Below are 15346 nucleotides of genomic sequence, written 5' to 3' on the forward strand. Positions count from 1 at the left end.
ATATTAGCCGCCTCTACTTGCGTTGTCATGACAGTACCAGCAAGTGCTGCTTTACATGACAGCTCACAGTATCAAATTCACAAGCAAAACCATACAAACGACTCTTCTAAGCAAAAAAATAAATCGACAAGCCAAGAGGCGGTTAAGCAACAAGAGAAAGCTACCAATAGCACCAAAAACAATAACGCCACCAGAGACACTAAAAACACTCAGCAGGCCAATGATAAAAAGCAGACGGTAAAGACAAAAACAGACACATCAAAGAAATCAACAACGAACAAATCAACGATCAAAAACTCAACAGTACAGCAACCCTCTAGAGCAACCAAAGACACCGCTGACCACAATACAAAAGACACGCTATATAAGACCAACCGTCATTCTTAATCCAGTCAATCATGATTGATAGCGATATCATCTGTCATAAAGAGAGTTGATATCGCACACTATTATTTATGCAAAAGGGAGCATGATAATGAAGATAGAATTTACTCGTAGCAATCATCAGCTATTACTAAGTGTCGTAGTATTCACATCAACCATGATACCCATGACTTCTGCGCTGGCTATATTACCTATGAGCTCAGAAGTTTTTCAAACGGGGTCATCTGCACCTGTTTTTTCCAGTGGTACAACTTTAACGGTTAAAGAAGCGATATCTAAAGAAGAGCATCTCAAGATGCAGAATAAACAATTCTCAGCGTTTAGCAAAAAATCAAAATTTTCAACACTAATCAGAGAAAGCAAGCAGTTCAAGGATATTGAAAAACGTAGTTCCGATATTTTGCATAACTAACCGCTCATTTGTACTCATGAGCTAAATGGTTAGAACGTGTCTTAGATGTCTTTGAAATGAGGACAGGCCTTAGTCCATTTACGTTGAAAAAACTAAAACCTCGAATAAAGAGCTTATTCGTCGACCATTACTAGCGTAAAATACTAGTAGGTAACTCTTGGACCGCTTTGTTTGCCGCGTCAATGGCACCAGCAATATAACCAGGAAACGTCTCTGACCATTCACTTGCGCTACCTGTTAGACTGTCTTGCCACAGGCCTGTTTTTGGTTTGGTCGTTGGTGCTACCGTATGCTGACCTGAGCCACTCGCATCAGCAGTGGTCGCGGTAAATGCGTCTTGAGACCAGTCTTTGATATATTCAGCCGTTGGCTTACCTGCCTGCTCACCAAATAGACGTACCATCTGCGCGCGGCAATGCGCTTTTAGATCTATCTCTGAGACGCTTTGGCGTACATGAGCAGGAACACCAAAGAAGCCAAAAATAGCCCCGTCACCTGTTGCCAATGAGGCATCATGAATCTCAGTCAGCGGCCCTATCGCACTTCGTGCTGCCCCCGAGAGACCACTATCTCGCCAAAACGGTGAGTCATAAACAGCCATGTACTTGGCATGTGGTGCCATCCAAGTATCCGTCTCTTGCCACTCGATCGCTAAATCTTGCGGTAAAGCAGGTTCAAATACGATATTACTGGCTACTAACCGAGGTGGTAATGCTAGTAACACATGCTGCACTCGATGGGTGGTTGTTTGACCAGCATTGATATGTTCAGAGCCATACTCACATTCTATTTCTATATACTGATGATTTTCACTATGCTGACTATCTTCGCTATACTGATGACTTTCGCCATGCTTATCAGTCTTGGTTAAGCGCCTGACTATCTGTCCTGTGACGATACGCTTGGCATCTAAGCGAGCATATAGAGCATCCGTTAGAGCAGTCATACCACCCACCAGACGCATAGATGGTGGCGAGCTCTGATAGCCTTGCGTACGGATAGGCAACTCATTGGCACCACGTTCAACCATCATATCGCCTTCTTCGAACTGGACGAAACGTGGCAAACCTAATGCGTCAATAAGATTGCTCAACTGCGGCTGATACTCTGGCCAAAACCAAGACGGCCCCAGATCAAAGCCGTCATCTGATATATCATCATCGATATCCACACTTTTAGAACCAAAATCGACAGATGAGTTGGCAACAGCGATACGTCCGCCCAACCTATCACGCGCCTCTATCAGGATATAATCGAGGCCTTTTTGTTCTAATAAAAACGCTGCATATAGCCCGCTCAAACCACCGCCGATAATCGCAATAGGTATGTCTTGCATATCAGATCACTCCTGCTTCATTGAGATTATTCAGCCAACAACTTGGTCAGCAGCTCATCTATCTCAACTTTAAACTCTCTATCTTCAATCTTATTGGCAGTAATTTTTGCATTCTGTAAACTCTGGATAGCGGCGTCTTTTTCACCCATCTCAACCTGTAACACCGCCATAGAAAAAGCAATCGATGACAGATGATCTTTCGAGTTAATCGCCTTTGCTTTTACGAGCGCTTTGTCATAAATAACCAATGCCTCATCCAAATCCTCTGTAAAGTCAGCCAGTGTTTCCCATTGCTCCGGATGGTCTTTATCTGTGTTTTCATTATCAGTACAAATGGCTTTTAGATCTGCATAAAAGCCATCAAATGCCGCTTGATTGCCGATACGATCCGCTTCTAACAGCTCTTCAGCTAAGGTATAAATGGCTTTATATATCTTGGTGTTAATCATGTCTTAAAACCTTTTATGAACTAGAATGTATAGGGGTTGGCTAAGATTATAACGTAGTTCTGGCGGCTCAGATGATTACTACAAAAAAAGGACACGATAATCGATATCGCATCCTGTCTATTCATAGCATGATAAGTCTGCTTGCTATTTTATAAAGCGTTTTTATAAAGCATTTTTTATAAAGCGTTAAAAACTCATAATTTTAGTCGTACCATCTACCATCAATGCGCCAATCTCAGCTGGATTAGCCGCACTCACGCCATCAATCAATGCTGACTGATCAAGGCCTTTACCTGGTAGATACAGTGCACAAACCTCAACCTTAGTATTGGTATTCTTCATTACCATTTGCATCAAACCTTGTGGGCTCATGTTTTTAGGTGGTTGTCCGGTTGTGACACTATCGGGTGCCACGCGCAGCGCCATATCACCTGCTGGCCCACAAAGCAGAACGCGAGTAGTTGCGCCTTGTTGTGCTGATTGCATAGTAAGTACCATCGACATGAGCTGAACCTGTGCATTGTCCGACGTCACATTAATCAACACCGACGGTGCAGGCTCTTTAATCTTAGGATTGACTTTGCTTGTTTGAGACATCGCGTTGGTCGATGTACAGCCCACCATTATCAATGAGGCAGCACTTATCGCAAGCGTAGTGGCAATTATTCGTTTCATCATCATCTCCATTTATTATCATCATTAGAATCAGCGATACTTTATATTATATACTAAAATATATTAATAAAAAATATATTATTATGCCTGTCTAAATGATGGCACGCTCTAGCTCTCGCCAGTGCAGCCACAAGCGTGTATCTAATTCAAGCTGATGATAGTCTGGTTCCATATGACAGCATAATTGATAAAATGCTTTGTTATGGTCGTGCTCTTTAAAATGCGCCAACTCATGCACAACAATCATGCGCAAAAACTCAGGTGGTGCTTCTTGAAACAAGCTCGCCACCGTGATGCTATTGTGCGATTTTAGCTTACTACCCTGCACCCGAGATTGAGTGGTGTGCATACCCAGCGCATGTTTGAGAACTTTTAACTTGCTGCTATAGCTGACATTGGATAGCTGTCCCACTTTGCGCATATATTGGTTTTTTATCTCATTGATATATTGATAAAGCATTTTATCGCTTTGTATCTGGTGCTTAGTCGGATACTTTTTTTCTAGATACTCACCCAGCCTGTTCTCACTAATGAGTAGCGACGCCTGAGCTTGGATTTGCTCAGAATAGTGAGCAATGTACTTTAATGTGGCCACAAATTTATCCTTTGCTGATACGTTAGCACTGTCCTCTATAGATTTTACCCTATATCTACTCGCTGCCTATTTTATTATTCATAAATAAACCCCATAAGCTGCATTCAACTTATGGGGTCGTTTTTTACAATATTTTTACTTAGATATTCAGGACGTGTTAATAAATCAATTAACGCTCTAAATGTAGATACTGCAAATGACGCTCGTATTGATTTAAGATATCGACCAATACTTGTTCTTTAGAGTAACCCACTAAATCGTACTCTTGCGAGCCTTCGCTCAAAAACACCTCGGCACGATAATAGTACTCTGCATTCTTAGTTGAAGTGCTCAATGTGAAATTAGGACGCTCAGCTTTAATCAAGTTGACTTCATAAATAAAGTCATCTTCGTCGCCATGTCCAACTCGCAATTTTAGACCATCTATTTGAACATTACTTTCATCGACGCCTTGGTCTATATCTTGTCCAATATGTGCAGGATTACGGATATCCAAAGACGTTTTTAGACCGCCTGCGGCAAACTCTTTTTCAACTTCCGTCATGGCAGGTCTAACCACGTTTTGTAAAAACTGTTCCACTTGTGCATGTCTAGGGAAACTGACAATACGTTGCAAGCGCGCTTTCCAGCTCTTACCACTGTCCAGTACATTAGCCGTACCAATTGTACTAGCCTTACGTTTATTACCTTCTTCTTTTAATGATCTCCACATCGACACCATATAGAGCACCAAAATGAGCGAGAATGGCAAACCTGCAATCACAGATACTGACTGTAACGAGGCAAAGCCACCAGCAAATAATAGTCCTAAGGTGATAAAGCCTGTTGCAGCAGCCCAAAACAAGCGCAACCAAACTGGAGCATCTGTATCATTGGTCATGCCTCTTGAGCTCAAGTTCGCTAATACTAACGCGCCTGAATCCGCTGAGGTCACAAAAAAGATAAGCCCGATAATCACACCAGCGAATGATAAAACATCGCTATAAGGAAAATGCTCAAACAAGGCAAACATGCCCATCGCTGCATCATTAACCGCGATTTCACCCAGCTCAGTGGCGCCATTAGCGACCAAATCTATCGCTGAGTTACCGAAGATAGAGAACCAAGCAAAGATAAAGCCAAGCGGAATAAACATCACGCCAAAGACAAACTCACGCAAGGTACGACCACGACTAATACGTGCGATAAACAGGCCTACAAACGGCGCCCAAGCAACCCACCACGCCCAGAAAAATATCGTCCAACCTGATTTCCAGTCAGCACCAGCTTGACCATCATAAGCATAAACATCAAAAGTTTTAAAAATGATGGTTTGGAAATACTGTCCGATATTTTGGGTAAAGGTATTCAGTAGATAAACCGTGTTACCCATTACTAATATCGCAATCAATAGCAATATCGACGATAGCATATTGAATTCAGAGAGACGGCGTACGCCTTTTTCCACACCTGTCATCGCAGAGACAGCTGCTGCCGCGACAACACCTACGATAATAATCGTCTGAACTGTTTTGCTCGATTCGATACCGAAGACATGAGTCAATCCTGCATTGGCCTGTAATACCCCAATGCCCAAGCTGGTGGCGATACCCATCAAAGTACAAACCACACCAAAGGTATCGATACTATCACCCAGCCAGCCTTTGATTAAACGCTCACCAAAGACAGGTGTCAACGGCGAACGTAGCGCCAGTGGCATGTTTTTACGATAAGCGAAGTACGCCAACGCCATACCGATTAGCGCATAAATCCCCCAGCCATGTAACCCCCAATGTAAGAAGGTCTGCGCGAGTGCTTCGCGCATGGCCTCTGCACTAGCAGGCTCTAAACCAGTATGCGGTGTCAAATAGTGCATCAACGGCTCAGAGGCACCAAAGAACAATAAATCAATACCGATACCAGCCGAGAATAGCATGGCGGCCCATGCTAAAAAAGGAAACTGGGCTTTTTCATGGTCTTGCCCAAGCTTGATATCGCCGTACTTGGAGAAACCAACAAATAGCGCAAATATGCTATAAGCGGCAACCACCAACATGTAATACCAGCCAAAATTCTCTGATACCCATGCCATACTCGAACTTAACAATGTCTCACTATAAGTTGGAAACGCAATCGTCCAAATTATCAATAAAATAGAAATAATAGCCGAGCCTAAAAAGACAGTTTTATTTAGACTCAAAGGTTTTGTCGCATCTTCTGATGGCGAGCTGTACATAAAAGACCTCTATAGGTAATTAAACAGGGTCTGATATTGCTTTGTCCGTCATAACCTTATGAATTATAGTCATGCAAAATATAAATAACCGCATGACGCACAAAGCAGTACCAATAAATGAAATTTGCTAAATCAGTAATATAAGAAATAGCAAGACAAACGATAAATAGATGTAGCCATAACAGCACTCATCTTCTTAACTTTAACGCGGATAAAAAAGACCTTCACTGTGAAAGGTCTTTCTATTGAAATAGTATTATATTATTCATTGTCCAATAGCTAATATCATTGTTTAGACAGTAGAACTATAAGCGCGCATTGGTTCCGATCTGAGCGGTGCACCATTGGCCGTAAAATAATCTGCCGTCGAACGTGGTAGCTGTACGCCGCGCATTTTATCAGCGATTTTTTCTGCCAACATAATAGTCGTTGCATTTAGATTCCCACTGATGATATTTGGCATGATAGACGCATCAACGACACGTAAGCCGTCGATACCGTGTACCAGCCCTTCACCATTCACAACTGAATCATTGCCTTCACCCATCGCGCAAGTACAAGAGGGATGATAAGCTGTCTCGCTGTGATTACGGACATACTCGTCTAACTGCGCATCGGTCACTAGATCATCGGTTGGTGCGATCGATCGACCACGATAAGGATCCAGTGCTGGCTGATGCATAATCTCACGAGTGATACGCATGGCAGCACGGAACTCTTGCCAGTCTTGATCGTGAGACATATAGTTGAACAAGATACTCGGATGAGCGCTTGGGTCTTTCGATGTCAGCTTGACGCGGCCTCGACTGGGCGAGCGTAATGAGCCCACGTGCGCTTGGAAGCTATGAGATTTTACTGCACTGCGACCATCATAACGTACCGCTAATGGTAGAAAATGATACTGAATATTAGGATGGGTGAATTTCTCATCGGTACGGATAAACCCGCCACCTTCAAACTGATTCGACGCACCCAGTCCAGTACCATTGAATAACCACTCCGCACCGATGGCAGGTTTGTTCCACCATTTATTGGCCGGCGCAATCGACACAGGTAGTTTACACTCATACTGCATATACAGCTCTAAATGATCTTGTAGATTATTACCAACCCCTGGTAAATCAAAAATCTCATTAACACCCACGTCTTTTAGCCATTGACCAGGACCAATACCAGAACGCTGCAACAGCTGCGGTGAGGCAATGGCACCCGAGGAGACAATCACCTCACGAGAAGCATGAAAGTTTTTGGTTTGACCTTGATGCTCTACTTTGACACCAATAGCACGCTTACCATCAAACAAAATCACATCGGTCAGCGCGCCAGTCAAAATCGTAATATTACTACGCGCTTTGGCACGGTCGAGATACCCACGTGCCGTTGACGCGCGGCGACCATCAGGCGTCACAAAACGATCCATTGGGCCAAAGCCTTCTTGCTGATAGCCATTTAAGTCTTCAGTACGCGGATAGCCAGCTTGCACACCTGCCTCAATCATTGCTTGAAACAGTGGGTTGACCCCTGGCTTAGAAGTAGTCATCTCAACGGGACCACCCACACCATGATAGTCATTCTCGCCAACATCACGATTCTCTGATTTTTTAAAATAAGGCAAGCAGTCCAAATAGCTCCAGTCCTCTAAGCCCTGTATTTTAGACCAGTCATCAAAATCCAAGGCATTACCGCGGATATAGCACATACCATTGATCAATGACGAGCCGCCAAGCCCTTTACCGCGACCACAGTCCATGACGCGGTTATTCATATAAGGTTCAGGATCGGTTTTATAACCCCAGTTATAGGTCGTTCCTTGCAATGGCATCGCAAGTGCCGCTGGCATCTGCGTGCGAAAGTCTAAGCGATAATCTGGGCGGCCGGCTTCTAACAGCAACACCTTAATGTTGGCATCTTCAGTCAAACGAGTGGCCAGCACATTTCCTGCTGAGCCTGCGCCGACGATGATGTAGTCATATTCAGGTGTGGTTGTTGTCATAAAACGCTCCATAATATTTAAGATAAATCGTTTACTATCAGTAACCTTTGAGTAAAAAGGCAAATAAGCCCTGTTAAACCAAGCTTACTGATTAAAAAACGGATCAAGAACTTTCTCAATACAAGTGATTAAAATACAGATTCAAACTTACCCAGCTCTACTTGGATAGACTTAGTCTGTGTATAGTGCTCAAGGGCTTCGATGCCGTTCTCACGGCCAACACCTGAATGCTTATAGCCACCGACTGGCATTTGTGCTGCTGACTCACCCCATGTATTCAACCAGCAGATACCCGCTTCGATCTGAGCGATGACTCGATGCGCTCGAGTCAAATCAGCAGTTACCACTCCAGCGGCCAAACCGTAATCGGTATCATTGGCACGGCGAATGACTTCTTCTTCGGTTTCATAAGTCAATATCGACATCACTGGACCAAAGATTTCCTCACGCACGATGGTCATCTCATCGGTACAGTCAGTGAATACTGTCGGAGCAACGAATGCACCATTTGCAAGCGAATCTGTCGTTACACGCTCACCGCCCGTTAGGACGCGTGCGCCACTGGCTTTACCTTGCTCGATATAACCAAGCACTCTTTCCATATGCGGGAAGCTCACGAGCGGGCCCATGTTGATGCTTTCGTCGATAGGATCACCGAGCTTAATACGCTCAACACGCGTTGCAATGGCTTGCTCAAACTGAGCTTGCATCGCCTTAGGAACGAACACGCGCGTACCATTGGTACATACTTGACCACTACTATAGAAGTTCGCCATCATCGCGATGTCAGCAGCCGTATCGATATCAGCATCGTCAAATATGATCAATGGTGACTTACCACCGAGCTCTAGTGTTACGTCTTTGAGAGACGATGCGGCTGCACTCGACATAACTTTTTTGCCAGTTGGTACGCCACCTGTAAATGACACTTTGGCGATATCAGGATGCTGAGTTAATGCTTCACCCACTTTATAGTTGCCTTGCACAACGTTGAATACACCGTCTGGCAATCCTGCTTCTGTAAATATTTCGGCCAGTTTCAACGCGGTTAATGGCGTTACTTCTGATGGTTTGAATATCATTGCGTTACCAGCAGCCAGTGCTGGTGCTGCCTTCCACATCGCGATTTGAATAGGATAGTTCCACGCACCAATACCAGCGACCACACCCAGCGGCTCACGGCGAGTATAGACAAAACTGCTATCACGTAGTGGAATCTGACGACCTTCAATCATTGGTGCCAAACCTGCATAATACTCAACGACATCGGCACCAGTGACGATATCTACATACTTAGTTTCAGAGTACGCTTTGCCTGTGTCTTGCGTTTCTAGCAGTGCCAATACATCGTTGCGTTCACGCAATATAGCGACTGCATTTAACAGCACACGGCCACGCTCAACCGATGTCATCGCTGCCCAAACTTTCTGACCTTTTTGCGCAGCTTTAACAGCCTCATCGAGTTGCTCATTGGTCGTTTGCTGAACGGTCGCCAGTAACTCACCCGTCGCTGGATTGATATCTTCAAAAGTAGACAAGGCGTCATCAACAGCCAGATAACGACCATTGATATAAGCGGTTTGTACTTGTTCTAAATTGATAATATCTGTTAATTTATTTTTTGTGTTTGTCGCTGTCATGGGATACTCCTTCTGACGACTGGTAAGGTGCTATAAAGAACACTCTTATTAAGTCATATCGTCATGGTTTCAGTTTTAAACATAGAGTTTATGTTTACGTCTTTTCTTTGCATACTTTGCTAAGGTCATTTCTTTAATGAAGTGCTTGAAGATCAGGTTTCATGACCTCTCAAGTTGCGTCATTTTTATTAAACGCTCACGTAAGGATTTTTTATCCGAGATATTAATCCCCGAAAAGTCAGAGAGCCAAATACCATCAGCGACCAAACGCGCCATGCATAGTGTTTCGCCACCATCAGTCTTTTCATGCTTTTTTAACTGCTCATTTGACCACTTAGCCCACCGTTCACGCAGCTCACTATCACCCAGCATCAACACGTATAACGTCGCTTGGCTATCGAATTCTTCTTGAGATTTTTCGCCCAGACTGATAGTGGCATCGATATAAGCACGAGTAAAAGAGCCGTAACGCACTGGATCTTTAGCCATTGCGTTATCTACCTCTGCCTCAAACTTTGCCATCGCATCATAAAAAACTTCTAGAATGAGTGCGTTTTTAGTAGCAAAATGATGCATGACGCCACCTTTAGTCACTCCAACCGCATCTGCCACAGCTTGAAAAGTGACTTTCGACAACCCTTGCTCTAGCGTGATTCTTGCCGCCTGATCGAGCAGCGCACGACGAATAACCTCTGGTTGTTTTTTACGTTTATGAGCGTTTTCAACTTCCATATCAATGCACCACGGAATTAGAGAATAAATTCATTACCACGACACCACCTACAATCATAATGATACCCACTACTGCCGCCGTATCAAGCGTCTGCTTAAAAAACACCAAGCCAATCAGCGAGGTCAGAACGATACCCAGTCCACCCCACAAAGCATAGGCAATACCTAGAGGTATGGTTTTGAGCGTTTGTGTCAAAAAATAAAATGAGATGGTATAGAGCACACCCATGATCAAAGTCGGTAGCAAACGGGTAAACTGTTCTGACTTCGCCAAAAACGTCGTGCCCGCCACTTCACAAATAATGGCAATGGCCAAGTAACCGTAAGCAATAGTAGTAGGACTCATAGTCAATACACTCATCTCATCTCAAATCAATCGTATCCTTTTGATTCAGCATGAATTATCGATAAAAATCGAACAATTCAAGCACAAAAGATACCGTACGGTCGGTATTCTATAGACATACACTCACAATGTGAAGGGTTTGTTCGTGATTTTTTGTCTTAAGTAATAAAAATATTGCTTTAATATTCAAAAAGATACAAAAGTCGTCTAATTAAATCCGAGGTGGTGTTCTAAAAAGTATGCTGGCATCAGACATAGCCATAATTGACATAGAAGAATACCAAATCAAACACCTTAAAGTGGTTATCAAACTTCTTTGAGAAGCAACAGGTCTTTCGAACGGCTCGTCGCAATCGGTGTCTAAGGCGACAGTTATTACCTTCTATACCTATGGTGTGCTGTTTGCCAATTCGTTTGTTATCACTTTTAAAGGCGGTTTTAAAGCTATCCCAGTTATCCATGCTAATAGAACCATAGCTGACTTTCAGTTGTTTAAGACGGGCTCTTAGCTTCTTAGCTGTTTTCAAGTCACGTTTGCCCCAAACATAAGCAACAATCTCATTGGTAGCGCGGTCATAAGCATAAATAAGCCAAACTTTACGCTTTTTGCGATACACGTAAGTCCAAAACTCATCAACTTCTAAGCGTTCATAATAGCGCTTTTTAGGTGTAATCTTATAGACCGATGAGCCTATGGTGCTAAGGACTTTACCAATACTAATAGAGGCTATAACGGCTATGTCTCTGACGCCGCAACCTCTAACCGTCATTAGCCGTATGATGTCTTCTATTTTAGAGTGACAGCCATGATAAGTTAAGGCATGGTCGCCAATGAATTGACGTTTGCAGTTCTTACACTGGTAGTTCTGCTTGCCATAGCTTTTTATACCATTTTTCTTTAAACTGGAGCTGTGACAGTCGGGGCATATGATATCTATTTGTGTCTTCATAACCTCAAATATATCATCTTGCTTTGGCTGTCACCCTCCTTTCATCTCCTCAGCATACTTTCTGACACACCACCAAATCCGAGCCAAAACACAAGCAAAAAGCTCTGCTAAAAGACTGCTTAAACCATCAATCAAAGTAACTTTTTTGTTTTTTTGATAGGTTTGATGGCTATATAAATGAGTAATAATTTTAGATTCAATATTTGCCAGAGCACTATATTTCATAGGCGATAACGAGCTATTTTGAATTAATTACAACAATATTGATAATTAATGCTGTAATAAGGTTGACAGCCTATGATGACTTGGCTAAAATACGCCCCACATAACGCAAACAAGATAAGAAATTATTGTTATATAATACTTATCAAATTCATTGTTATGACAACTTATTCTCCAATAGCTCAGTTGGTAGAGCAACGGACTGTTAATCCGTGTGTCCCTGGTTCGAGCCCAGGTTGGAGAGCCATATACTGAAACCTTCATCATAATTTGATGAAGGTTTTTTTTATTGTCGCCATTTATATATGTGATGATCATAATAATAGCGTGGCTACTGTGTTCTTTTAGATGTTTTTGTTGTATGGTAAGTACAACTTTGATTGGGTTGATTTTTTGTCTGAGTGCCTTACTCTTACTCACTAAAAATAATGGTTTATTATGATACCTATACGTGTAAAAAATAAGTTTTCTGATCATCCGCAAAAAATCATGCGTCCGATCAGTATTCGCCTGTCTGAAGAGATGATTGAGCTGCTAGAATCAACAACATCAGAGTTGGGGTTTAAGCGCATTCAAGGTCTTATTCGCCTATATATTCGTCAAGGTCTTGACCGTGATCATCAGGATTATACGTTAGCTCATGATGAAGTTTTTATCGAAACACTACGCAAGCGCGGTGTGAGCCAACATATCATTGATGAAGCGATTGTATCGACCCATAACAATAATATTACCCACTCCTTGTCTGAATTGCAGGAAAACGACCAAAATAACGATTAACTAATTTATATCAGAAGTAACGAATTCAAACACAGCTCTAGACTTATGACCGCTATCAATCATTAACTATCAGATTTTTCGGTTTATAAAAAAAGACTGAGCCCGCTTAAGTGAGCTCAGTCTTTTTTTATGAGAGTCATAAACATTAGAGCCTGTTTTATATTGAAAAATAGGCACCACTGTTGCGATTTCTGAGCAATCCTATTTACGATCACTCCTTCTAAAATTTCCTAGTACGCTTCCTATCCGTTTTCTCTTTTTGGACTATTCTGAAAAAAGGCTTATTTAATTATCCATACAACATTTAGCGATAATTACACACAACAAAGCAGCAAACGCGGTATATTAAAATGAAAGGATACAAGTATTGTTTTTTATTACTTATGAGTACTGACAAGGAGGTATACGATGGTAGCGTTATATCAGCGTTTAAACAAAAATCTTCTACTAACTATTACGGTGGCGATGCTTACAGTTGCTTCTGGCTGCTCATCTCCGCAAACAGATCTAGATAAAAAAACCATACCAACCAACTCTGACCAGTGGCAAAAAAATCTCGGCACCACCTTTGAGCAGCTACCTAAGGCCGATCAGCAAGTCCTTAGTCGCTACATGCTAAGAATGAAGCTCAGTGGCGCTTACGAGTCTGGTGCCATGCCACGCACCACTATCAAACAAGCCCTCGTACAGCAGCGAGAATATGAGCGCTTGCACCCAAATAATCCAACCGGCAAGAAAAGTCCTCTCGTCACCAGTCAGCCAGCTAATAGTGCAAATATTCAAAGCTACCCTATCGCCCTATTGCCAGTCAAAACCAGTGATAACGATAGCCTAAACCAAGTCAAACTACAGTTTATGCTCTCCAACCACGGTCCAGTCGCCATTCAAAGCTTCAAAGGCACACTAACCATGCAAGATGCCAAACTAACACAAGGTAAAAGCTTCAATATACCTTTAACTCAGTTTGAGCCTCCTATTCAACCAGAACAATCTGGCAAAATCATTATCGAGAGTAGTATTGAAGACATCAATGTCATGCGTGCCATTAAAAATACCAAGGACATGACTATTATGATTAGCGAAGGTGTTTTAACGTTAGAAGATGGACAAACTGTAGAGTTTGATGAGTCGCTAATGAAATAAATGACGTCATTGCAAGTTAGTTCATTGCAGCATCATTGAAAAGAGTCTTAGGAAAAGCACATAAAAAAAAGCCCCAATCAGTAATGATTGGGGCTTTTTAGAATTTGGCGGAGACGGAGAGATTCGAACTCTCGAAGGGCTATGAACCCTTGTCGGTTTTCAAGACCGGTGCATTCAACCGCTCTGCCACGTCTCCATTGGTGCATCATTATATAGATATCATTTCATAATGCAAGCGTATAATCTAAAAAATTTAAATTATTTTATCAGTAACCTTCAAACACTTATTTATGGTGCGCTGGAGGCTAGATGCAAGCACATATCTAGCAGCCTATTGGCATAGCCCCATTCATTATCATACCAAGCAAAAACCTTATATTGCTCACCTACTGCCATTAACTGCTGCCCATCAATGATAAGCGATTCAGTCTGATGAATAAAGTCGCTTGAGACCAATGGCTCGTCGGTATAAGCCATGATATCGCGTAAATCACTTTGACTGGCTGATTTAAGTACTTCACTCACTTCTTCAATGCTCACATTAAACTTATCAAATACAAACGTCACATCGATGGCAGCCACATCGATAGTTGGTACACGTATTGAGTGCCCATTTATCTTGCCTATCATCGTTGGTAGTACACGCTCTGTCGCAGCGATACTGCTAGAAGTCGTTGGGATAATATTATAACCTGAAGCACGTGCACGTCTCGGATCACGATGCGCTTGATCGAGTACCGTTTGATCAGCGGTGACGGCATGAATCTCCGTCATCATCGCTGACTTTACACCAAACGCTTTATCAAGCGTCGCAATCAGTGGCACCAATGCCTGTGTCGTACAAGAGACACTCGATATAATCGGTAGCTCACGCGTCAACTCATCGCTATTCACACCCATAACAATACAGGCATCAACATCATCGAAAGGCGCAGCACCAATAATAACTTGCTGCGCGCCCGCCTCTATATGCAATTGTGCTTGCTCATAAGAGCGAAAATGCCCCGTGCACTCTAACACCACATCAACATCAAGCTCCTGCCATGGTAGATGTTGTGGATTAGCTTCTGACAGCATATTGATACAATACGTCAGATTACTTTTGGTCAGGCAAAGCTGAGTCTTGCTAGCATCAGCCTCAATATCGTTATCGGTATCATTCTCTACGACCTCAGCACTAACACCCAGTCGACTCAACCGTCCATGCGTACTATCAAATTTTAACAAATGCAGTAAAATATCAGCCGGCGCCAGATCATTAATCGCCACCACATGAATCGCACGCCCTAGCACCTCAAAGCGCTCTAACAATGCGCGTAATACATTGCGACCTATACGACCAAAGCCATTAATAGCGACTCTCAGTGGCTGTGTATGCTCGCCAGTCGTATGAAACGCGGCTACTGGGTCAGACTTTAATTGATAAGTAGCGCTAGAAAAATCAGGCATAACAAGGGATCACTGTAAAAGGACA

Annotated in this window: 15 protein-coding genes and 2 tRNA genes; 5 read left to right on the forward strand and 12 right to left on the reverse strand. The window is 42.7% G+C overall.

All coding sequences use genetic code 11. The features are described from left to right. Both ACT3SX_RS03110 and ACT3SX_RS03115 read left to right on the forward strand, forming a co-directional pair. Positions 1-387: hypothetical protein (locus tag ACT3SX_RS03110; RefSeq protein ID WP_444761671.1), on the forward strand; the 387-nt coding region annotated here is incomplete at its 5' end. An 88-nt stretch (positions 388-475) separates the two neighbouring features. Continuing rightward, positions 476-796 carry a hypothetical protein gene (locus ACT3SX_RS03115; RefSeq protein WP_442062410.1) on the forward strand — a complete coding sequence of 107 codons (321 nt, stop codon included), beginning with the start codon at positions 476-478 and terminating at the stop codon, positions 794-796. A 130-nt stretch (positions 797-926) separates the two neighbouring features. Here the strand turns inward: ACT3SX_RS03115 and ACT3SX_RS03120 are convergent, their stop codons facing one another. The 10 genes from ACT3SX_RS03120 to ACT3SX_RS03165 all read right to left on the reverse strand — a co-directional run bounded on the left by ACT3SX_RS03120 (position 927) and on the right by ACT3SX_RS03165 (position 11727). Next, entirely contained in the window at positions 927-2132 is a 1206-nt protein-coding gene (locus ACT3SX_RS03120) for a flavin monoamine oxidase family protein (RefSeq protein ID WP_442062408.1), read from the reverse strand. 26 nt (positions 2133-2158) lie between these two features. After that, the gene (locus tag ACT3SX_RS03125; protein WP_192992234.1) at positions 2159-2581 is read right to left on the reverse strand and encodes a tetratricopeptide repeat protein; all 423 of its coding nucleotides are present in this window, start codon (positions 2579-2581) and stop codon (positions 2159-2161) included. A 186-nt stretch (positions 2582-2767) separates the two neighbouring features. Then, positions 2768-3256: a hypothetical protein gene (locus ACT3SX_RS03130; RefSeq protein WP_442062406.1), complete on the reverse strand. Its 489-nt coding sequence runs from the start codon at positions 3254-3256 to the stop codon at positions 2768-2770. A gap of 91 nt (positions 3257-3347) precedes the next feature. After that, positions 3348-3851, reverse strand: a complete 504-nt coding sequence (locus tag ACT3SX_RS03135) for a YgjP-like metallopeptidase domain-containing protein (RefSeq protein ID WP_442062400.1) — start codon at positions 3849-3851, stop codon at positions 3348-3350. A gap of 169 nt (positions 3852-4020) precedes the next feature. Continuing rightward, on the reverse strand, positions 4021-6066 hold the full coding sequence (gene betT / locus ACT3SX_RS03140; protein WP_192520384.1) for a choline BCCT transporter BetT: 2046 nt from the start codon (positions 6064-6066) through the stop codon (positions 4021-4023). Positions 6067-6358: 292 nt separating this feature from the next. Further along, entirely contained in the window at positions 6359-8059 is a 1701-nt protein-coding gene (gene betA, locus ACT3SX_RS03145) for a choline dehydrogenase (protein ID WP_192520385.1), read from the reverse strand. 128 nt (positions 8060-8187) lie between these two features. Next, the gene (betB, locus tag ACT3SX_RS03150; RefSeq protein WP_226945115.1) at positions 8188-9699 is read right to left on the reverse strand and encodes a betaine-aldehyde dehydrogenase; all 1512 of its coding nucleotides are present in this window, start codon (positions 9697-9699) and stop codon (positions 8188-8190) included. Positions 9700-9858: 159 nt separating this feature from the next. Then, the gene (locus ACT3SX_RS03155; RefSeq protein ID WP_192520386.1) at positions 9859-10431 is read right to left on the reverse strand and encodes a TetR/AcrR family transcriptional regulator; all 573 of its coding nucleotides are present in this window, start codon (positions 10429-10431) and stop codon (positions 9859-9861) included. A 1-nt stretch (position 10432) separates the two neighbouring features. Then, a complete protein-coding gene (locus ACT3SX_RS03160) occupies positions 10433-10777 on the reverse strand; it encodes a DMT family transporter (RefSeq protein WP_192520388.1) in 345 nt (114 codons plus the stop codon). Between the two features lie 248 nt (positions 10778-11025). Then, positions 11026-11727: an IS1 family transposase gene (locus ACT3SX_RS03165; RefSeq protein WP_444761672.1), complete on the reverse strand. Its 702-nt coding sequence runs from the start codon at positions 11725-11727 to the stop codon at positions 11026-11028. A 393-nt stretch (positions 11728-12120) separates the two neighbouring features. Here ACT3SX_RS03165 and ACT3SX_RS03170 point away from each other — a divergent pair. The 3 genes from ACT3SX_RS03170 to ACT3SX_RS03180 all read left to right on the forward strand — a co-directional run bounded on the left by ACT3SX_RS03170 (position 12121) and on the right by ACT3SX_RS03180 (position 13872). Then, positions 12121-12196 (forward strand) — tRNA-Asn (locus ACT3SX_RS03170). 191 nt (positions 12197-12387) lie between these two features. Further along, entirely contained in the window at positions 12388-12729 is a 342-nt protein-coding gene (locus ACT3SX_RS03175) for a CopG family transcriptional regulator (RefSeq protein WP_192520975.1), read from the forward strand. Positions 12730-13137: 408 nt separating this feature from the next. Further along, a complete protein-coding gene (locus ACT3SX_RS03180; RefSeq protein ID WP_192992046.1) occupies positions 13138-13872 on the forward strand; it encodes a hypothetical protein in 735 nt (244 codons plus the stop codon). Positions 13873-13977: 105 nt separating this feature from the next. Here ACT3SX_RS03180 and ACT3SX_RS03185 read toward each other — a convergent pair. Both ACT3SX_RS03185 and ACT3SX_RS03190 read right to left on the reverse strand, forming a co-directional pair. Beyond that, positions 13978-14068, reverse strand: a tRNA-Ser gene (locus ACT3SX_RS03185). 92 nt (positions 14069-14160) lie between these two features. After that, positions 14161-15321, reverse strand: a complete 1161-nt coding sequence (locus ACT3SX_RS03190) for a type I glyceraldehyde-3-phosphate dehydrogenase (protein ID WP_192519830.1) — start codon at positions 15319-15321, stop codon at positions 14161-14163. Between the last annotated feature and the right edge of the window lie 25 nt (positions 15322-15346).

This window comes from Psychrobacter sp. AOP31-B2-9 (genome assembly GCF_052378005.1).
In the GTDB taxonomy this organism is placed as follows: domain Bacteria; phylum Pseudomonadota; class Gammaproteobacteria; order Pseudomonadales; family Moraxellaceae; genus Psychrobacter.